Source organism: Telluria sp. ZB4P37, assembly GCF_059685855.1.
In genome coordinates, this window is record NZ_JCASID010000010.1 from 74,792 (window position 1) to 92,417 (window position 17,626).

At 66.0% G+C, this 17,626-nt stretch carries 19 protein-coding genes; 12 read left to right on the forward strand and 7 right to left on the reverse strand.

Going from position 1 to position 17,626, the window contains the following annotated elements:
• The first annotated feature begins 20 nt into the window (after nucleotides 1–20).
• From hpnD to AC56K1_RS16060, 5 genes are read left to right on the forward strand one after another with little or no spacing between them, the layout of a single operon-like run.
• Complete coding sequence (gene hpnD / locus AC56K1_RS16040; protein ID WP_497158793.1) at nucleotides 21–854, forward strand: presqualene diphosphate synthase HpnD; 834 nt, start codon at nucleotides 21–23, stop codon at nucleotides 852–854.
• Nucleotides 841–2,250: a hydroxysqualene dehydroxylase HpnE gene (gene hpnE, locus AC56K1_RS16045; protein WP_497158794.1), complete on the forward strand. Its 1,410-nt coding sequence runs from the start codon at nucleotides 841–843 to the stop codon at nucleotides 2,248–2,250. Before hpnD ends, hpnE begins: the two co-directional genes overlap by 14 nt.
• A 48-nt stretch (nucleotides 2,251–2,298) precedes the next feature.
• Nucleotides 2,299–2,448, forward strand: a complete 150-nt coding sequence (locus tag AC56K1_RS16050) for a hypothetical protein (protein WP_497158795.1) — start codon at nucleotides 2,299–2,301, stop codon at nucleotides 2,446–2,448.
• Between the two features lie 19 nt (nucleotides 2,449–2,467).
• Complete coding sequence (locus tag AC56K1_RS16055) at nucleotides 2,468–3,259, forward strand: DUF1700 domain-containing protein (protein ID WP_497158796.1); 792 nt, start codon at nucleotides 2,468–2,470, stop codon at nucleotides 3,257–3,259.
• Between the two features lie 2 nt (nucleotides 3,260–3,261).
• Nucleotides 3,262–4,068: a GIN domain-containing protein gene (locus AC56K1_RS16060; RefSeq protein ID WP_497158797.1), complete on the forward strand. Its 807-nt coding sequence runs from the start codon at nucleotides 3,262–3,264 to the stop codon at nucleotides 4,066–4,068.
• On the opposite strand, the gene AC56K1_RS16065 is transcribed toward AC56K1_RS16060, so the two are convergent.
• Nucleotides 4,052–5,299, reverse strand: a complete 1,248-nt coding sequence (locus AC56K1_RS16065) for a TIGR03862 family flavoprotein (RefSeq protein WP_497158798.1) — start codon at nucleotides 5,297–5,299, stop codon at nucleotides 4,052–4,054. The two genes, AC56K1_RS16060 and AC56K1_RS16065, sit on opposite strands and share 17 nt — an antisense overlap.
• A 130-nt stretch (nucleotides 5,300–5,429) precedes the next feature.
• Here AC56K1_RS16065 and AC56K1_RS16070 point away from each other — a divergent pair, with 130 nt between their 5' ends.
• The 5 genes from AC56K1_RS16070 to dctP all read left to right on the forward strand — a co-directional run bounded on the left by AC56K1_RS16070 (nucleotide 5,430) and on the right by dctP (nucleotide 8,383).
• Nucleotides 5,430–5,816 (forward strand): hypothetical protein, encoded by a 387-nt coding sequence (locus tag AC56K1_RS16070; RefSeq protein WP_497158799.1) that lies wholly within the window; start codon nucleotides 5,430–5,432, stop codon nucleotides 5,814–5,816.
• A complete protein-coding gene (locus AC56K1_RS16075) occupies nucleotides 5,813–6,016 on the forward strand; it encodes a helix-turn-helix transcriptional regulator (protein WP_497158800.1) in 204 nt (67 codons plus the stop codon). Before AC56K1_RS16070 ends, AC56K1_RS16075 begins: the two co-directional genes overlap by 4 nt.
• Entirely contained in the window at nucleotides 6,013–6,936 is a 924-nt protein-coding gene (locus AC56K1_RS16080) for an alpha/beta fold hydrolase (protein ID WP_497158801.1), read from the forward strand. Before AC56K1_RS16075 ends, AC56K1_RS16080 begins: the two co-directional genes overlap by 4 nt.
• Before the next feature lie 11 nt (nucleotides 6,937–6,947).
• On the forward strand, nucleotides 6,948–7,178 hold the full coding sequence (locus AC56K1_RS16085; RefSeq protein WP_497158802.1) for a hypothetical protein: 231 nt from the start codon (nucleotides 6,948–6,950) through the stop codon (nucleotides 7,176–7,178).
• A gap of 164 nt (nucleotides 7,179–7,342) precedes the next feature.
• A complete protein-coding gene (gene dctP / locus AC56K1_RS16090; RefSeq protein WP_497158803.1) occupies nucleotides 7,343–8,383 on the forward strand; it encodes a TRAP transporter substrate-binding protein DctP in 1,041 nt (346 codons plus the stop codon).
• Between the two features lie 33 nt (nucleotides 8,384–8,416).
• Here dctP and moaD read toward each other — a convergent pair whose 3' ends face one another.
• Genes moaD through thrC form a run of 3 tightly spaced genes read right to left on the reverse strand, consistent with a single transcriptional unit; the run spans nucleotide 8,417 to nucleotide 11,382 of the window.
• On the reverse strand, nucleotides 8,417–8,674 hold the full coding sequence (moaD, locus tag AC56K1_RS16095; protein WP_497158804.1) for a molybdopterin converting factor subunit 1: 258 nt from the start codon (nucleotides 8,672–8,674) through the stop codon (nucleotides 8,417–8,419).
• 7 nt (nucleotides 8,675–8,681) lie between these two features.
• Complete coding sequence (locus AC56K1_RS16100) at nucleotides 8,682–9,893, reverse strand: molybdopterin molybdotransferase MoeA (RefSeq protein ID WP_497158891.1); 1,212 nt, start codon at nucleotides 9,891–9,893, stop codon at nucleotides 8,682–8,684.
• Nucleotides 9,894–9,906: 13 nt separating this feature from the next.
• On the reverse strand, nucleotides 9,907–11,382 hold the full coding sequence (gene thrC / locus AC56K1_RS16105) for a threonine synthase (protein WP_497158805.1): 1,476 nt from the start codon (nucleotides 11,380–11,382) through the stop codon (nucleotides 9,907–9,909).
• Between the two features lie 3 nt (nucleotides 11,383–11,385).
• Here thrC and AC56K1_RS16110 point away from each other — a divergent pair, with 3 nt between their 5' ends.
• Nucleotides 11,386–12,927: an alpha/beta hydrolase family protein gene (locus tag AC56K1_RS16110; protein ID WP_497158806.1), complete on the forward strand. Its 1,542-nt coding sequence runs from the start codon at nucleotides 11,386–11,388 to the stop codon at nucleotides 12,925–12,927.
• 95 nt (nucleotides 12,928–13,022) lie between these two features.
• Here the strand turns inward: AC56K1_RS16110 and AC56K1_RS16115 are convergent, their stop codons facing one another.
• The 3 genes from AC56K1_RS16115 to AC56K1_RS16125 form a co-directional block, all read right to left on the reverse strand.
• The gene (locus tag AC56K1_RS16115) at nucleotides 13,023–14,411 is read right to left on the reverse strand and encodes an L-serine ammonia-lyase (protein ID WP_497158807.1); all 1,389 of its coding nucleotides are present in this window, start codon (nucleotides 14,409–14,411) and stop codon (nucleotides 13,023–13,025) included.
• Nucleotides 14,412–14,474: 63 nt separating this feature from the next.
• A complete protein-coding gene (locus AC56K1_RS16120; protein ID WP_497158808.1) occupies nucleotides 14,475–15,431 on the reverse strand; it encodes an NAD-dependent epimerase/dehydratase family protein in 957 nt (318 codons plus the stop codon).
• 24 nt (nucleotides 15,432–15,455) lie between these two features.
• A complete protein-coding gene (locus AC56K1_RS16125) occupies nucleotides 15,456–16,661 on the reverse strand; it encodes a glycine C-acetyltransferase (protein WP_497158809.1) in 1,206 nt (401 codons plus the stop codon).
• A 191-nt stretch (nucleotides 16,662–16,852) separates the two neighbouring features.
• On the opposite strand from AC56K1_RS16125, the gene AC56K1_RS16130 reads away from it, so the two are divergent.
• Nucleotides 16,853–17,428: a helix-turn-helix domain-containing protein gene (locus tag AC56K1_RS16130; protein ID WP_497158810.1), complete on the forward strand. Its 576-nt coding sequence runs from the start codon at nucleotides 16,853–16,855 to the stop codon at nucleotides 17,426–17,428.
• The last annotated feature ends 198 nt before the right edge of the window (nucleotides 17,429–17,626 follow it).

Here is a 17,626-nt window from a genome sequence, read left to right on the forward strand (position 1 = left end):
CCCTAACAAGCAATCATTACATGTCCCCCGACGAATACTGCCAGCAAAAGACCGTCCAGAGCGGCTCCAGCTTCTATTACAGCTTCCTGTTCCTGCCCCAGGAGCGCCGGCGCGCGATCACCGCACTCTACGCCTTCTGCCGCGAGGTGGACGATACGGTGGACGAAGCGACCGACCCGTCGGTGGCGCGTATCAAGCTGGCCTGGTGGCGCACCGAAGTCTCCAGCATGTACAAGGGCACCCCGACTCATCCGGTGACCAAGGCGCTGCAGCCGCACATCGCCGTCTACCGGCTCGAAGAGCAGCACCTGCAGGCCATCATCGACGGCATGGAGATGGATCTCGACCAGAGCCGCTATCTCGATTACCCCGGGTTGCAGAAATACTGCTGGCGCGCGGCGGGCGTGGTCGGCATCCTCTCGGCGAGCATCTTCGGCCATACCAACCCGCAGACCCTGGCCTATGCCGAAAAGCTCGGCCTGGCCTTCCAGCTCACGAATATCATCCGCGACGTCGGCGACGACGCGCGCAAGGGCCGCATTTACCTGCCGGTCAACGAATTGCAGCAGTTCGGCGTGACCGCCGCCGACCTCCTCAAGTTCCGCCACAGCGAGAAATTCGAGGCGCTGATGCGTTTTCAAACGGAACGCGCCCAGCGCACCTACGATGAGGCGTTTGCCCTGCTGCCGAAGGAAGACCGGCGCGCCCAGCGCCCGGGCCTGATGATGGCCGCGATCTACCGCACCCTGCTGGAGGAAATCGAGCGCGACGGCTTCCACGTCCTGAACCAGCGTATTTCACTCACGCCCCTGCGCAAGCTGTGGCTGGCCTGGAAGACCTATGTCCGCACCTAGCGGTGGGCAGCGGGTCCTGGTCGCGGGTGGCGGCTGGGCCGGTTGCGCCGCTGCGGTGGAACTCGCGCGTGGTGGAGCCGAGGTCACGCTGGTCGAGGCTTCTCGCACCCTGGGTGGCCGCGCGCGCGGGGTCGAGGTGCAGGGCAAGATGCTCGACAACGGCCAGCACATCCTGCTCGGCGCCTATGGGGAGACGCTGCGCCTCTTGCGGCAGGTCGGCATCGACCCGGACCAGGCCTTGCTGCGCCTGCCCGTGCAGATGCGTTACCCCGAGGGCAGCGGCGGCATGGATTTCGTCGCGCCGCGCTGGCCGGCGCCCTTTCACCTGTTTGGTGCGCTGCTGCGCGCCACAGGCCTGGGGCGCGCCGACAAGCTCGCGCTGGCGCGCTTTCACAGCGCCGCGAAGTGGATGGGCTGGGTGCTCTACCAGGACTGCACGGTGGACGAACTGCTGGAGCGCTTCGGCCAGACCCCGCGCCTGAACCGCCTGCTGTGGCATCCGCTATGCATCGCCGCCCTGAATACGCCGCCCGCGCGCGCCTCGGCCAAGGCGTTCCTGGCCGTGCTGCGCGACAGCCTGGGCGCGAAGCGGCGGGCGGCTTCGGACATGCTGCTGCCGCGGATGGACATGGGGGCCTTGTTCCCGCAGGCCGCGGCCCGCTATGTCGAGGCGCATGGCGGCAGTGTGCGCACGGGTGTCAAGCTCACTGCCCTCGCCCGCGACGGCGACGGCTGGCAGGCGGCGATGGGCGACTACCGCGCCTCGTTCGATGCGGTGGTGCTGGCCACGCCCGCCAGCCAGTCGGCGGCCCTGCTCGATGCCCATCCGGAAACCGCGGAGCTCTGCACCCAGCTCTCAAGCTTCAGCTACGAGCCGATCGCCACCTGCTACCTGCAATACGATGCGTCGCTGCGCCTTGACCTGCCTTTCTACGCGCTGCTGGACGACCCTGATTGCGGTCGCTGGGGCCAGTTCGCCTTCGATCGCGGCCAGCTCGACGCTGCCCAGCCCGGCCTGCTGGCGGTCGTGGTCAGCGCCGCCGGCGATGCCGCCCAGCTCGGCCAGGACGCGCTGGCCGCGCAGATTGCCACCCAGCTGGCGCAGGATTTGCAGCGTCCCGATCTCGCCACTCCGCGGTGGACCCAGGTGATCACCGAGAAGCGCGCGACCTTTTCGTGCACGCCCGGCCTGGCGCGCCCCGGCAACGCGACGGCACTGCCGGGACTGGTGCTGGCGGGCGACTACACGGCCGGCGACTATCCCGCCACGCTGGAGACGGCGGTGCGCAGCGGCGTGGCAGCCGCCGCGCTTATCCGGGCCCGCGGCGCCCTGCCCCGCGAAAAGCGCAGCCCGTCGCACGACGGTGGCGGCCAGGAGCAGGCTTTCGTAAAGTAGCAGTACAGGTACTGCTTTTACTGCGCTCTCTTTACGGGAATTGACAACATGAACATCCGACTCGGTGTACGCACGCTTGTCCTGCTAGCCTTTGTCGCCGCCAGCACGGCGGTGCTGGTGCAGCCTGAGCTCATCGGCGGATCAGCGACAGCCACCGCCATGGCGATCGGCAGCATCCCGGTCGTCGGCCACCACTGAATCAAAAGGTATGCAACACATGGGCAAACTGGAATATCTCGACGCGCTCAAGCGCGCCATGACGGGCCTGCCGCCGGAAACGCAGGCCAAGACGCTGGCCTGGTACGAGCAGCGCTTCGTCGACGGCATCGCGGCCGGCCGCAGTGAAGACAGCATCGCGGAGGAGCTGGGCGACCCGCGCAAGGTCGCGGTCACGCTGCGCGCCAGCGCCCACATGGACGCCTTCAAGGAAAAGAAGTCCCCGACCAATGCGTTGCGCATGATCGTTGCCGGCGCCGGCCTCCTGGTGTTCAACCTGTTCATGGCGATTCCAGCCGCGGTCTATGGGGCGCTGCTGGTCGCGGCCTATGCCTGCGCGCTGGGCTTTTATGTGTCCGGCATCGCGATCACGGCCAGCGGCCTGGCCGGCGCCAACGAGCTGGTGCTGAACAATCCGCTGCACCGGGTCGAGATCGGCGAGGATGGCGTGCGCCACGAAACCAGCGAAAACCGGCGCACGCGTGTGTCGATCAGCGAACAGGGTATCAATATCTCCGACGACGAGCCCGAGCCGGTCGAGGCGATCGACGAGACCAAAGACGGCGCCGGGTCGGCTGTGGTGATGCGGCGCGCCGGGAAAGTGGCCGACGGCGGCATCCAGATCAGCACCGACATGGATGGCCAGTCGCGCACCACCCAGACCATCGTCGGCCTGGGGCTCGTGCTCGGCGCGATCCTGCTGTTCCTGCTGTCGCTGGTCGTTACCAAATACACCTTCATCGGATTGAAGCGCTATGTCCGCATGAATTTGTCGCTCTTGAAGGGAGCTTGACCATGCGCGCCCTCCTGAAAGTCGGCTTCAGCCTGCTGCTGCTGGCGTTTGTGCTGATCGGCCTGAGCTACGGCATGCTGCGCGCGAACGGCGTCGCGGCCGCCGCCGAGGGCCGCCAGGTGACGACCGAAACCCGCGAACTGCCTCCCGGCGTGAATGCGGTGGACCTGAACGGCCCGATCGACCTCACGCTACGCTACGGCGCCACCCCTTCGCTCAAGGTCAGCGGCGAATCGCGCCTGCTGGGCAATGTGGACGTGAACGCCGAAGGCGCCGTGCTGCACATCGATATTCGCGGCATGGTGCTGCGCCACCGCCGCCCGCTCGAAGTCGAACTGGTGCTCCCCAGCCTGGCCGGCGTGACGGTGGACGGCAGCGGCGAGAGCAGCGTCAACGGCTTCTCGGGCGAGCGCATCGAAGTCCGCATGGAAGGCCCCGGCAGCCTGCGCTTCAACGGGCGCTTCCGCCACGTGAACGCCGCACTGAGCGGCAGCGGCGAGCTGGACCTGAATGCCGGCGCCGGCGTCGAGCGCCTCGAAGCGGCCCTGTCCGGCTCCGGCCACATGACGGTGGTGGGCAGCACCCGTGAACTGGAAGCCAACGCCAGCGGTTCGGGCGAGTTCGATGCCCGCCATTTGCGCGCCGATGCCGTCAAGGTCGGCCAGACGGGTTCCGGCAGCTCGACGGTGCAGGCACGAAAAACCGTGGCGGCCGCGATTTCAGGCAGCGGCGACGTCGAGGTGATCGGCAATCCGGCCGAGCGCAGCGTGAGCCGCACCGGGACCGGCAGCGTCACCTTCTCCGATTGAACCAATCGAGCGCGTCGCGCCCCGCGGCGCGCCCGCTGCCGAAGCAGGCGGTCAGCAGATAGCCGCCGGTCGGCGCTTCCCAGTCGACCATCTCTCCCGCCACGAACACTCCCGGCAGCGCACGCAGCATCGCGCTGCCGTCCACCAGGGCTTCGAAACGCACGCCGCCGGCGCTGCTGATCGCCTCCTCGATCGGGCGCGGGCGCCGCAAGACCACCGGCAGCGCCTTGAGCGCAGCCGCCAGCCGCCCGGTATCGGCGTAATCGTCCTTCGACAGGCATTCGTGCAACAGGCCGGCCTTGACGCCCTTGATTCCGAGCCGGCTTTGCAGGTGGCTCGACAACGAGCGCGAACCGCGCGGGCGCTCGACCTCCGCCAGGACGCGGGCGCCATCGAGGTCGGGCAGCAGGTCGAGCCAGATGGTGGCGCTGCCGCTCGCGGCGATCTGGTCGCGCAGGGGCGCCGAGATCGCATACACCAGGCTGCCCTCGACGCCGGACTGCGTCACCACGAACTGGCCCTGGCGCCGCTCCAATGCACCGTCGCGCCCGCGCCAGGCAATCGCCACGGTGGTGAGCGGCGCGCCCGCATGCTTCGCGCTGAAATGCGCGCTCCAGTCGACGTCGAAACCGCAGTTGGACGGCACCAGCGGCGCGACCTCGACGGCGCGTTCTTCCAGCAGGGGCAGCCAGGCACCGTCCGAGCCGAGCCGCGGCCAGCTGGAGCCGCCCAGTGCCAGAAGGGTAGCGTCGGCGTCGACCAGGGATTCGCCCTCCGGGGTGTCCATGCGCAGCTTCCCATCCTGCCACCCGAGCCAGCGATGCCGCATGTGGAAGCGCACGCCGGATTCGCGCAGCCGGTGCAGCCAGGCGCGCAGCAGGGGTGCAGCCTTCATGTCGGTCGGGAACACGCGGCCCGATGTGCCGACGAAGGTATCGACGCCGAGCCCGTGGATCCAGTCGCGCACCGCCTGCGGTTCGAAAGCCTCCAGCCAGCGCGCCACCTCCGGCTCGCGGGCCCCATAGCGGCGGCAAAAGTCAGGCAGGGCTTCCGAATGCGTGATGTTCATGCCGCCCTTCCCGGCCAGCAGGAACTTGCGCCCGACGGACGGCATCGCGTCATACACGTCCACCTGCACCCCGCCCGCGCTGAGCGTTTCGGCCGCCATCAGGCCGGCGGGGCCGCCGCCGATCACGGCAACGCGTTGGGTGGGCTGGGAAGGCTCGGTCATGGCGAAAACGAAGGGCGGGAAAGGAGCGGCATTGTAGTCGAAATGCGCCCCGCTTAAAAAATGTAAAGGGAGCTTGACATCATAAAATCCCGGGCCTACGATGTAAAGCATACTTTACCTCGAGGCCACCATGTACGAGAAACGTATCAAGAATGCCTACTTCCGCGAGATGCTGGTCGCGGTCCTGGTCTATGGCGCCCTGCTGTTGCTGGCCATCCGCGTTGGGCGCCCGATGGAGGAAGGGATGGCGCGCACGCTGCTGCTGGTCTCGCCAATGATCGGTTTCGGCCTGATGCTCTGGGCGATCGCCCGCCACATCGGGCGCGTGGACGAATACATCCGCCGGCTGATCCTCGAGTCGGTCAGCCTGGGCGCGGGCATCACGGCTGGCCTCACCTTCACCTACGGCTTCCTCGAGAACGCGGGCTTCCCGCAGCTGTCGATGTTCTCGGTCTGGATCGTGCTGTGCCTCTCCACCATGGTCGCCTGCGTGCTGCGCCGATTGAAGGGCCGATGAACAACCACGTCAAGGCACTGCGGGCCGAACGCGGCTGGAGCCAGGCCGAACTGGCCGAAATGCTGCAAGTCTCGCGCCAGAGCGTCAACGCCATCGAGACCGGCCGTTACGATCCCAGCCTGCCTCTCGCCTTTGCGATTGCTCGCCTGTTCGGCCAGGCGATAGAATCGATTTTCATCCCTGATGCGGAGACTCCATGAAAGCAGCCCTCTTCCTGGCCCTGGCGCTTGCCGCGGCTCCCGCATTGGCGGCCGAAGCACCGCGCCAGCCCAACCGGTTCGAGCGCGGCATTGCCCCGGCCGAGCGCTTCGAGGTGGACGGCATGCTGGTGGAGCGCCACGGCAGCGGCGGCCGCCCGCTGGTGCTGATCCCGGGGATCGCCTGCGGGCCCTGGGTCTGGCAAGACCTGATCCGGCGCCTGAGCGCCGAGCACACCCTCTATGCAGTGACCCTGCCCGGCTTCGACGGCCGCCCCCTGCCTGCCGGCGCACCGCTCGATGCGGCGCGCGCGGCCTTGAAGGAACTGCTGGCCGCGCGCCGCCTTGTGCGCCCGGTCCTGGTCGGCCACGCCATGGGCGGCACGCTCGCGCTGGCAGTGGCGCAAGACCTTCCCGCGCAGGTGGGCGGCGTGATCTCGGTCGACGGCCTGCCGGTCTTCCCGGACAGCGAAGACGTCCCGCTCGAACAGCGCGCCGCAGCGGCGGACGCCATCCGCGGGCGCATGAATGCGGCCCCACCCGCGGCTTTCGCCGAGCAGCAGCGCGAATACATGTACACCGGCGGCATGGTCGACATGGGCAAGGCTGCGGACGCCGCTGCGCTGATGCTGCGCAGCGACCGGGCGGCCGTCAGCGCCTACGTGGCCGCTTTGTTCGCGCTCGACCTGCGCCCCGGCCTGCCGAAGATCGCCGCGCCCGTGCTGGTGCTGGCGCCCTATTTCGCCATCGACGCCAGCCGCGAAGGCATCACGGCGCCGATGAAGGCCGAGCAGTATCGGCGCCAGATGGCCGGCACGCCGCGCCTCGAGGTAGCGACCATTGACGACTCCCGCGATTTCCTCATGATCGACCAGCCCGAGGCATTTGCCGAGGCTGTCCGCCGTTTCCTCAACCGTCCCTGAAAGAGCACGCCATGCGACAACTCATCCATTGGAGCGGCCAGTACCTGCTGGCCGCCAGTTCGATGTTCCTGCTGATCGAAGCGGTCGATACCCTGCGCGGCGAAACCTTCGGGGCGGCCTGGCGCGAATCGCTGGCCTGGGCAGTGCTGGCGGCGGCGATCTTCATCGGCTCGCGCTACTACCAGGCGAAACGGGGCGCACCCTGCGTCGTTCGCCCCGACAAGCCGGCGAAAAAGCGCTGAGCCTTTCATCTTCCACGGTATCCATTTGCCATATCTACAAGATTCCGCTTGACAATAGATCTGGCAGGAATATTCTTGTACCCGCTACAAGGAACGATGACGCCCGTACAACGAGGCCGCCACGATTCCGCGAGCGTGTTGTTTTATCATCTTGGAGGATGTGTATGTCGGTAATGACCAGGGCAGCAATGTCCCGCAGGGCGATGCTGGGCGCAATCGCGACCACGCCGCTATGGATGCAGTCCGCATGGGCGCAGCCAAACAATCTGAAGATCTCGCACCAGTTCCCCGGCGGCAGCATCGCCGAGGGCGATTTCCGTGACCGCTTGTGCCGCATGTTCGCGGCCGACGTCGAACGCCGCACCCGCGGCGCATTGAAATTTTCGATCTATCCCGGCTCGTCCCTGATGGGTGCGAACGCCCAGTTCCCGGCACTGCGCAGCGGCGCGCTGGACATGGCCCTGGTGCCGCTGTCCTATGCCGGCACCGAGGCGCCGGAAGCGAACATCGGCCTGATGCCCGGCCTGGTGACCTCTTACGAGCAGGGTTACGGCTGGAAGAACGCCCCGGTCGGGCGCGAGCTGACCCGCATCCTGAACGAACAGGGCCTGGTGGTGGTCAGCTGGATCTGGCAGGCCGGCGGCGTCGCTTCGCGCGGCAAGCCGATCCTGCACCCGGAAGACGTGGCCGGCCTGAAGGTGCGCGGCGGCTCGCACGAGATGGACCGCCTGCTGGCGGACGCCGGCGCCACGGTCGTGAACATGCCATCGAACGAGATCCATGCCGCGATGCGCGCCGGGACACTCGACGCGGCATTGACCTCGTCGACTTCGCTGATGTCCTTCCGCCTGCAGGACAGCGCACGCGCCCTCACCACCGCACGCGGCGGCGCCTACTGGTTCATGTTCGAGCCCCTGATGATGTCGCGCACGGTATTCGACCGCCTGAGCAAGCAGCAGCAGGCGGCCGTGATGGCCGTCGGTGCGGACCTGGAGACCTTTGCGCTCAAGGCCGCGCGTGCGGATGATGCGGCCGTGGCCTCGGTCTACCAGAACACCGGCGCCCGGGTCGTCGACATGAACGCGGAAGCGCTGCGCAAATGGCAGTCGATTGCCCGCACCAGTGCCTGGCGCGAGTTCGGCGAGCGTAATGCGAATTGCGCGAAGCTGCTCGAATTGGCCGAACAGTCGATCGCGATGATTTGATGTACCGGATGGGCGGGGTCCCCGCCCATTTTGTTACCCGCCCGTCACGGGGGGAAAGAACGCGACTTCTGCTCCGTCTTCAACCACCGTCTCCGGCCCGCACATCACCTGTTTGTGGGCCATCCGCACCGCCCGGTCCGGGCCGAGGGCTTCCGCCCACGCGCCGCCGCGCGCGACCAATGCCTCACGCACGTCCCCGACCGTGACGGCCTCGCCCGGCAATTCAATCGCTTCCTGCCCCATCCCCACCGCTTCGCGTACCGACGCGAAATACCGTAACGTGATTTTCATGCTCTTCCTAATGCTGTAGTTCCGCGAACGGGATGAAGCGTACCAGGTCGCCCGCTGCAATCGCCTGGCCCGGCGGATTGTCCACCAGCCCGTCGCCCCAGACCGTCGAGGTCAGCACGCCCGAGCTCTGGTTCGGGAACAGGTCCAGGCCCCCGGCGGCGTTGAGGCGCACGCGCAGGAATTCGTTGCGGCGGTCGGCCTTGCTCAAGCTGAAATCGGCGCGCACGGCATAGCCGCGCGGCTCCACCGGCCCGCTGGCCCCCTGCAGGCGCAGCAGGAAAGGCCGCACGAACAACAGGAAGGTGATGAAGCTCGACACGGGATTGCCCGGCAACCCCATGAAGTACGCAGAACCTTCTTCCGCCCGGCGCACCTCGCCAAAGGCCAGCGGTTTGCCCGGCTTGACGGCGATCTGCCACATGTTCAGCCGCCCTTCCGCCTCGACCGCCGGCTTGATGTGGTCTTCCTCGCCGACCGACACGCCGCCCGATGTGATGATCAGGTCGTGCTCCTGCGCGGCGCGGCGCAGGGTGGCGCGCGTGGCCTCCAGCGAATCCGGCACGATGCCGAAGTCGCTGATCTCGCAGCCGAAATTCTCCAGCAGGCCGCGGAGCAGGAAGCGGTTGGAATTGTAGATCGCGCCCGGCTTGAGCGGCTCGCCCGGCATGGCCAGTTCATCGCCGGTAAAGAACACGGCGACGCGCACCCGGCGCAGCACCGGCAATACGGCCAGCCCGACGGATGCTGCAAGCCCCAGTTCCTGGCTGCGCAGGCGGGTGCCGGCCGGCAGGATTACCGCACCCTCGGCCACGTCCTCGCCGCTGCGACGGATCCATTCGCCCGCGCGCGGCGCGTGGTGCACGGTGACGCTGTCGCCCACCGCCTCGCACTGCTCCTGCATCACTACCGCGTCCGCACCTGCCGGAATCATGGCGCCGGTGAAGATGCGCGCGGCGGTGCCCGGCTCCAAGGGCTGGCCGACACTGCCGGCCGGGATGCGCTGGGCTACGCGCAGGGTCGCGCTGCCGCTCGCGCAGTCCAGAGCGCGCACGGCATAGCCATCCATCGAGGTGTTGTCGGCCGAGGGCACGTTGAGAAGCGAGCGCTGGTCTTGCGCCAGCACGCGGCCGTTGGCCTCGATGGTCGGGACGAGCTCGATGCCTTCGACGGCGCGCGCGGCGTCAAGCAGCTGGGCCAGTGCTTCGCGCACGGAGAGCATGGGCGGCTTCATCTCACAGCCCCGTATGCTCGGCGATATACGCCTTCATGCGCACGACGTCGGCCGGCATCACGACAAAACGCTGCGGCAGCGATTCGATGTCCTCGAAGCCAGGCGGACGCTCGGCATCCGTGCCCAGCGCGTCGAGGATGGTCTCGTTGAATTTGGCGGCCAGCGCGGTTTCCAGCACGATCATCGGCACACCCGGCTGCATATGTTCGCGCGCGACCTTGATGCCGTCGGCGGTATGGGTGTCGATCGTGATGCCGTAGTCGTCCGCCACGTCGCGAATCGTCTGCAGGCGGTCAAGGTGCGTGGATTTGCCCGACGCGAAGCCGTACTGGCCACATAGTTTCCATTCATCGCCGTCGCTGCCCGGTCCACCCGACAGGTCGAAGCCGCCGTGGGTATCGATTTTGCGGAACAGCGCATGCGTGCGCTCGGGGTCCCTGCCTACCAGCTCGTACACGAAGCGCTCGAAATTGGATGCCTTCGAGATGTCCATCGACGGGCTGCTGGTGTGATAGGTCTCGGAAGCCTTGCGCGCGCGGTAGCGGCCCGTGCGGAAGAATTCGTCGAGCACGTCGTTCTCGTTGGTGGCGGCGACCAGCTTGTCGATCGGCAGGCCCATCATGCGCGCGATATGGCCGGCGCAGATGTTCCCGAAATTCCCCGATGGGACGGTGAACGAGACCTTCTGGTCGTTATTCGTCGTGGCCGCGAGATAGCCGCGGAAGTAGTAGACCACTTGCGCGACGACGCGCGCCCAGTTGATCGAGTTGACGGTGCCGATCTTGTGGCGCGCCTTGAAGGACAGGTCGTTCGACACCGCCTTGACCAGGTCCTGGCAGTCGTCGAACACGCCCTCCACAGCGATATTGAAGATGTTCGGGTCTTGCAGGCTGAACATCTGGGCGGTCTGGAAGGCGCTCATCTTCCCATGCGGCGACAGCATGAACACGCGCACGCCGCGCTTGCCGCGCATCGCGTATTCGGCGGCGCTGCCGGTGTCCCCGGAGGTGGCGCCGAAAATGTTCAACGCATCGTTGTTCCTGGCCAGCGCATGTTCGAACAGGTTGCCGAGCAGTTGCATGGCCATGTCCTTGAAGGCCAGGGTCGGACCGTTCGACAGCGCCTGCAGCACCAGCTTGCCGTGCGGGCCTTCCTCCAGCACGCGCAGCGGGGTGATCTCGCCGGACGATTCGTCGGGACGGGCGTTGCGGTAGACCTCCGGCGTATAGGTTTTCGCGGTCAATGCGCGCAGGTCGGCATCAGGGATATCGGTGGCGAACTTGCGCAGGATCTCAAAGGCCAGGTCGGCATAGGACAGCGCGCGCCAGGCATCGAGCTCGGCTTTGGAAACCTGCGGGTAGTCTTCAGGCAGGTAAAGGCCGCCGTCCGGGGCCAGCCCGGCGAGCAGGATGTCGGAGAAGTGCTGGGGATTGCGTGCTGCGGACGCGCTCGTCGCGCGGGTGGACACATATTGCATACGTTGGACGATCCGGTGGTGGCACAAGTTGAAACTTATTATAGCGCCTACCGCGAAGGCCCCTCGGCGCTCCATCTTTCCTCCACATTCGAGCGACAAGATGAGCTTGTCGCACTCCCCATCAACCCACCTGAACGAAAAGACAAGATGCCTCTACTTCGCAGCGCACTCGGCCTGGCCCTCCTGCTCGCCCTTCCCTTTGCCGTCCACGCCGGTCCCGTCAAGGACCACCAGGGCCGCTGGTTGGGCGACATGGTCATCCCCAAAGGTCCGACCCTCAAGATCGGCGCCGAGTTCTACACCCGCGCCGATGGCTCGCTGTGGGCGAGCATCGCCAGTCCCGACCAGGGGGCCTACGACCAGCCGGTATCGAGCGTCAAGGAAGATGGCAATACGGTCGAGATCGACCTCAACGTCGCCACCCTGAAGATGACCTGGGCGAACGACCACTTCGATGGCCTGTTCTCCCAAGGGGGCAGGGCCTTCCCGTTTGCGCTGCATCGCGTCGCGGAGTTTCCCCGCAAACTACGCCCGCAAACGCCGAGGAGCCCTTTCCCCTACCGGGACCAGGAGCTGACGATAACCGCCCCGGATGGCGCGCTGCTCAGCGCGACCCTGACGATCCCGGGCGGCAAAACGCCTCCGAACCTCGTGGTGCTGGTGGGCGGGACCGGTCCTGCGACGCGCAACGGCGAGATGGCCGGCCACCAGCTGTTTCTGGTCATGGCTGACTACCTGACGCGCCAGGGCATCGCGGTACTGCGCTACGACAAGCGCGGCAATGGCCGCTCGACCGGCGACTACGCGCAACTCACAACGGGCCAGCTTGTCGGCGACCTCGGCGCCATCATGAAGGCGATGGATGCACGGACGGGGTTCGGGCGCGTGGGCATCGTCGGTCTGAGCGAAGGGCCCGGCATTGCCGCCGCGGTGGCCGCGCGGCAGCCGGAAACGGTGGATTTCATCGTGTCGCTCGCCGGGGTCGGACTGCCAGGGCTGGAACTGCTCCTGCTGCAGGACCGCATCGTCGCAAGGGACAACGGCGCCGGGCCGGCCGAGGTGGAACAGCTGATGGCCTATGTGCGGGCGTTCTACGACACCATCCTCGCACATGCCGAGCCACAGCCGCGTATCGCGGCGCTGAAGGCGCTATACGCAAGCCTGCCGGCGCAGGATCGGGCCTTGGTGGAAAAATACGAAATGAACGTCGGTTCGCTCTCACTGGCGGAAGCCAAAGAACCCCATCTGCGCACCCTGTTGCTGCACAATACGCAGCCGGATTGGCGCCGGGTGAAAGCGCCGGTGCTGGCCCTGAACGGCAGCCTGGATCACCAGGTGCCCGCCGAGGAGAACCTCGCGGGCATCGTCGGCGCGCTCAGGGCCGGCGGCAACCAACAGGTCGAATCACAGGTGCTGCCCTCGCTGAACCACGTATTCCAGACAGCGAAGACCGGTGCTACCAGCGAATACGACAAGATCGAGGAAACGATCGCGCCGGAGGCACTGGCGCGGATCGCCGCCTTCGTCAAGAAGCAGAAGCACTAACGCCGGACAAAACCCCGAGGGCAAGGCGCATCATCGACAGCGGTACGCCAGTACGGCGAGAGATGCAACGCAGCCGTCGGGGGAATTGTCCGGCCTTAGCAGGCGGCGTGGTTGACGGTGATGACATGCACCGCCAGCCCGCCCAGCGAGGTTTCCTTGTACTTCACCTGCATGTCGGCCCCGGTCTGGCGCATCGTCTCGATGACGTTATCGAGGCTGACGAAGTGGGTGCCGTCGCCTTTCAGGGCCAGCGAGGCCGCGGTGATCGCCTTGATCGCACCCATGCCGTTACGCTCGATGCAGGGAATCTGCACCAGGCCGCCGATCGGGTCGCAGGTCATGCCCAGGTGATGCTCGATGCCGATTTCGGCTGCGTTCTCGATGCGCTCGTTGGAGCCGCCCAGCGCCGCCACCAGGCCGGCCGCCGCCATGGCACAGGCCACGCCGACCTCGCCCTGACAGCCGACTTCTGCGCCCGAGATCGAAGCATTTTTCTTGCACAGCATGCCGATGGCCGCCGCCGTCAGGAGGAAGACGCGGATGCCGGCCACCGCGTCGCTCGGGCGGCAGTCTTCGGCGTAATACCGCACGACGGCAGGAATGATGCCGGCCGCGCCATTGGTCGGCGCCGTCACGACCCGTCCTCCGGCTGCGTTTTCCTCGTTCACCGCCATCGCGTACAGCGTCACCTGGTGGGTGGCGTCGTGCGGCAATTCGTTGATGCGGTTCCCAAGGTCGCAATGCGCCGCTTTCCACAGCTTGGCCGCGCGGCGCTTGACGTTCAGGCCGCCGGGAAGCTGGCCTTCCGTGGCCAGGCCATGGGCGATACAGTCGCGCATCACGACCCAGATCCGGTCCAGGCCCGCATCGAGCTCGGCTTCGGTCATGCGCGCCAGTTCGTTCGCACGCAGCATGTGCGGGATCGACAGGCCGTGCTGCCTGCCTAGCGCCAGGAGCTGCTCCATGGTCGCGAACGGGAACGGGATATCCCTTGATGCAGACTGCTCGGCACGCGCCTGGCTTTCGCCCGCCGCCGTGATGAAGCCGCCGCCGACCGAGTAATAAACCCGGTCGATCAGGCTGCCGTCAAGCAGCCGCAGCACGAAGCGCATGCCGTTCGGGTGCTCGGGCAGGGTCGAAGCCTTGTGCCAGACCAGGTTGGCCTTTTGCGTGAAGGGCACTTCCTTCATGCCCAGCAGGCGGATAGCGCCGTCCAGCTCCGCTTCGGCCAGCTTGTCCTCGACCGTGTCGGGATCGATGTCCTGCGGGGTTTCGCCCATCAGGCCGAGGATCACGGCCTTGTCGGTCGCGTGGCCGACGCCGGTCAGGGCGAGCGAACCATACAGGTGGGCTTCGACGCCGACCGCATTCTCGAGCGAACCGCATTCCAGCAGGAAGCGGCGCGCCGCCACCATCGGGCCCACGGTATGGGAGCTCGATGGGCCAATCCCGATCTTGAACAGATCAAATACACTCATGTCCATCTGTTTGTCTCGACTATTCTGGTTTTTATTGTTGTGATTTTATGTTGACGTTCAGGCGCGCTTTTACACACTAACGCCGACGTCGATGTTCTTCAGCATGCTGGCGACCATCTCCTCGATGCCGATGCCGGCCTTCCAGCCCCAGTCGGCGGTCGCGCGGCTGTCGTCCAGGCTCTTCGGCCAGGAATCGGCGATTGCCTGGCGGCTGTCCGGCGCATAAGCCACTTCGAATTCTGGCAGCGCCTTCTTGATGGCCGCCGCCAGTTCGCGCGGGTTGAAGGACACGCCCGCCACGTTGTACGACGAACGAATCGCGACTTTGGTGGATGGCGCATCCATCAGCTCGATGGTAGCGCGGATCGCGTCCGGCATGTAGATCATCGGCAGGGTCGTTTCCGGCCCCAGGAAGCATTCGTAGGTCTCGCCCTTGAGCGCTGCGTGGAAGATGGCGATCGCGTAGTCGGTGGTGCCGCCGCCCGGAGGTGACTTGTAGCTGATGATGCCCGGATAGCGGATCGAGCGCACGTCCACGCCGTACTTGCTGTGGTAGTACTCGCACAGGCGCTCGCCGGCCAGCTTGCTGATGCCGTAGATCGTGGTCGGGTCCATCACCGTGTACTGCGGCGTGTTTTCCGCCGGGGTATTCGGGCCGAAGGCGGCGATCGACGACGGCCAGAAGACCTTCAGCGGTTTACCCGCCTCGCCACGCTCGCGCGCGACTTCCAGGATGTTGAGCAGGCCGTCCATATTCAGCGACCAGGCCTTGAGCGGCGCCTTTTCGCCGGTGGCCGACAGCAACGCCGCCAGCTGGTAGACCTGGGTGATGCCCTCTGCATCGACCAGGCCGGCCAGGCGCTCCTTGTCCATCACGTCCAGCTGCATGTAGCGCGCCGCGCCGTACACATTGGTCGTGCTGATGTCCGAGGCGATCACATTGTCCTGGCCGTGCTGCTCTGCCAGTGCCGTGACCAGTTCGCTGCCGATTTGGCCGTTCGCGCCGATGATGAGGATGCGTTCCATGTGATTTCCGTTGTTAAGCTTTGATTAATTATTCTTGAGGATGCCGAGTTCGCGGCCGGCCTGCTCGAAAGCGGCCAGCACGGTGTCGAGCTGCTCGCGGGTGTGGGCGGCGGAGAGCTGCACACGCACGCGCGCCTGGCCCATCGGCACCACCGGGTAGAAGAAGCCCGACAGCAGCACGCCCAGTTCGAACATGCGGGCGGCGAATTTCTGGGCCACGGGCGCCTCGAACAGCATCACCGGCACCACCGGGTGGGTGCCCGGCTTGATGGTAAAGCCGATGCGTTCGATCTCCTTGCGGAAGTAGGCGGTGTTCTCGTGCAGGCGGTCGCGCAGCTCGGTCGACTTCGAGATGCGGTCCAGCACCGCCAGCGAGGCGCCGGCGATCATCGGCGCCAGCGTGTTCGAGAACAGGTAGGGACGCGATTTCTGGCGCAGGGTCTCGATGACTTCCTTGCGCCCGGACGTGAAGCCGCCCATCGCGCCGCCCAGGGCCTTGCCCAGGGTGCCGGTGATGATGTCGATCTTGCCGATCACGCCGCAGTGTTCGTGGGTGCCGCGGCCGGTCGCGCCCATGAAGCCGGAGGCATGCGATTCGTCGATCATGGTCAGGGCGCCGTATTGCTCGGCCAGTGCGACGATCCTGTCCAGCTGGGCGATGGTTCCGTCCATCGAGAATACGCCGTCGGTGACGATGATCTTGTGGCGTTTGCCGGCTTCGGTTGCGGCGATCAGCTGCTTTTCCAGGTCGGCCATGTCGTTGTTGGCGTAACGGTAGCGCGCCGCCTTGCACAGGCGCACGCCGTCGATGATCGAGGCGTGGTTCAGCGCGTCCGAGATGATCGCATCGTTCTCGTCGAACAGTGGCTCGAACACGCCGCCGTTGGCGTCAAAAGCCGCGGCGTACAGGATGGTGTCTTCGGTGCCGAGGAATTCGGACAATCTGGCTTCGAGTTCCTTGTGCACGGTCTGGGTGCCGCAGATGAAGCGCACCGAGGAAAGGCCATAGCCGTATTTTTCCAGCGCCGCGGCGGCGGCCTTCTGAGTCTCCGGATCACCCGACAGGCCCAGATAGTTATTGGCGCACATGTTGATCAGGGTACGGCCGTCCTGCGCGACGACTTCGGCGCCCTGGCGCGAGGCCAGCACGCGTTCCGGCTTGAACAGCCCGTCGCTGCGCAGCGTCTCGAGTTTGCCTTGGAGGCCGCTATAGAATGCTTGATCGCTCATGTGTCCCACTCCTGATGGTCTGGTTTGGCCAGGGGCGGCTTGACCGGCGCCTGGCAGTGTTGTACCGTTGGATCCGTTCGATTGATAGAACCGAGTTCTGTATGTCGAACGAAAATTCAATATATTGAATATTACCCCTAGCTAATGTACTTGGCAAGCCGCAGGGGCAAACGCAGTGATCGACTACGGCAATGACGAAAACCATAACAAATAATGCCCCGCCCGAGGTTGGCGCCACGCTACAGCGCATGCGCCTGGCGCGAGGCTTGACCCTGGAAGACCTGTCGCGTATCGCGGGGGTGTCCAAGTCGATGCTCTCGCAGATCGAGCGCGAAAAAGCCAATCCGACCATTGCCATCACCTGGCGCCTGGCCAATGCCCTGGGCGTGGAGATCGGCGAACTGCTGTCCTCCGAGGTGCGTTCGGTGGACCTGATCCGCGTGGTCGACGCCCACGAGACGCCTACCCTGCCCGGCGCGCACGCCGGCTATTCCCTGCGCATTCTGGGCCCGATGGACCTGGCGGGCAAGTACGAATGGTACGAGCTGACCCTGGCGCCCGGGGGCGAGCTCAAATCGCAGGCGCATGATCCGGGAACCAGCGAGCACCTGACGGTATTGACAGGCGCGATCGAGCTGGAGGTGGGAGCGGAGAAGCGCAAGATCAAGCATGGGGGGACGGCGCGGTATCCGGCGGATCATGATCATGTGATTCGCAACGCGGGGAAGACGGAGGCGAAGGCGCTGTTGGTGGTGGTGCAACGGTAACTGCGTTGCGCGTTTGCGTTGTTTGCGGCTCACGCAAACTTGGATCCCGGCCTGCGCCGCGATGACGGTTTTAATGCCAACATACCAAAGACCGTCGTTCCGGCGAAGGCAGGAATAATGCCACTGGCATTATCCTCCCCCAAGTTCCTTGCAAACCGCCACCGCATGAAAACAACAACGGCCGCCGGGACACCAGGC

Coding starts and splice junctions, on each gene's coding strand:
- AC56K1_RS16125 (WP_497158809.1), bottom strand. CDS start 16,661: ATGAGCGATCAAGCATTCTATAGCGGCCTCCAAGGCAAACTCGAGACG.
- AC56K1_RS16100 (WP_497158891.1), bottom strand. CDS start 9,893: ATGCTCTCCGTGCGCGAAGCACTGGCCCAGCTGCTTGACGCCGCGCGC.
- AC56K1_RS16065 (WP_497158798.1), bottom strand. CDS start 5,299: ATGACCGAGCCTTCCCAGCCCACCCAACGCGTTGCCGTGATCGGCGGC.
- thrC (WP_497158805.1), bottom strand. CDS start 11,382: ATGCAATATGTGTCCACCCGCGCGACGAGCGCGTCCGCAGCACGCAAT.
- AC56K1_RS16085 (WP_497158802.1), top strand. CDS start 6,948: ATGCGACAACTCATCCATTGGAGCGGCCAGTACCTGCTGGCCGCCAGT.
- AC56K1_RS16120 (WP_497158808.1), bottom strand. CDS start 15,431: ATGGAACGCATCCTCATCATCGGCGCGAACGGCCAAATCGGCAGCGAA.
- AC56K1_RS16130 (WP_497158810.1), top strand. CDS start 16,853: ATGACGAAAACCATAACAAATAATGCCCCGCCCGAGGTTGGCGCCACG.
- hpnD (WP_497158793.1), top strand. CDS start 21: ATGTCCCCCGACGAATACTGCCAGCAAAAGACCGTCCAGAGCGGCTCC.
- hpnE (WP_497158794.1), top strand. CDS start 841: ATGTCCGCACCTAGCGGTGGGCAGCGGGTCCTGGTCGCGGGTGGCGGC.
- AC56K1_RS16080 (WP_497158801.1), top strand. CDS start 6,013: ATGAAAGCAGCCCTCTTCCTGGCCCTGGCGCTTGCCGCGGCTCCCGCA.
- moaD (WP_497158804.1), bottom strand. CDS start 8,674: ATGAAAATCACGTTACGGTATTTCGCGTCGGTACGCGAAGCGGTGGGG.
- AC56K1_RS16075 (WP_497158800.1), top strand. CDS start 5,813: ATGAACAACCACGTCAAGGCACTGCGGGCCGAACGCGGCTGGAGCCAG.
- dctP (WP_497158803.1), top strand. CDS start 7,343: ATGTCGGTAATGACCAGGGCAGCAATGTCCCGCAGGGCGATGCTGGGC.
- AC56K1_RS16055 (WP_497158796.1), top strand. CDS start 2,468: ATGGGCAAACTGGAATATCTCGACGCGCTCAAGCGCGCCATGACGGGC.
- AC56K1_RS16060 (WP_497158797.1), top strand. CDS start 3,262: ATGCGCGCCCTCCTGAAAGTCGGCTTCAGCCTGCTGCTGCTGGCGTTT.
- AC56K1_RS16115 (WP_497158807.1), bottom strand. CDS start 14,411: ATGGACATGAGTGTATTTGATCTGTTCAAGATCGGGATTGGCCCATCG.
- AC56K1_RS16050 (WP_497158795.1), top strand. CDS start 2,299: ATGAACATCCGACTCGGTGTACGCACGCTTGTCCTGCTAGCCTTTGTC.
- AC56K1_RS16070 (WP_497158799.1), top strand. CDS start 5,430: ATGTACGAGAAACGTATCAAGAATGCCTACTTCCGCGAGATGCTGGTC.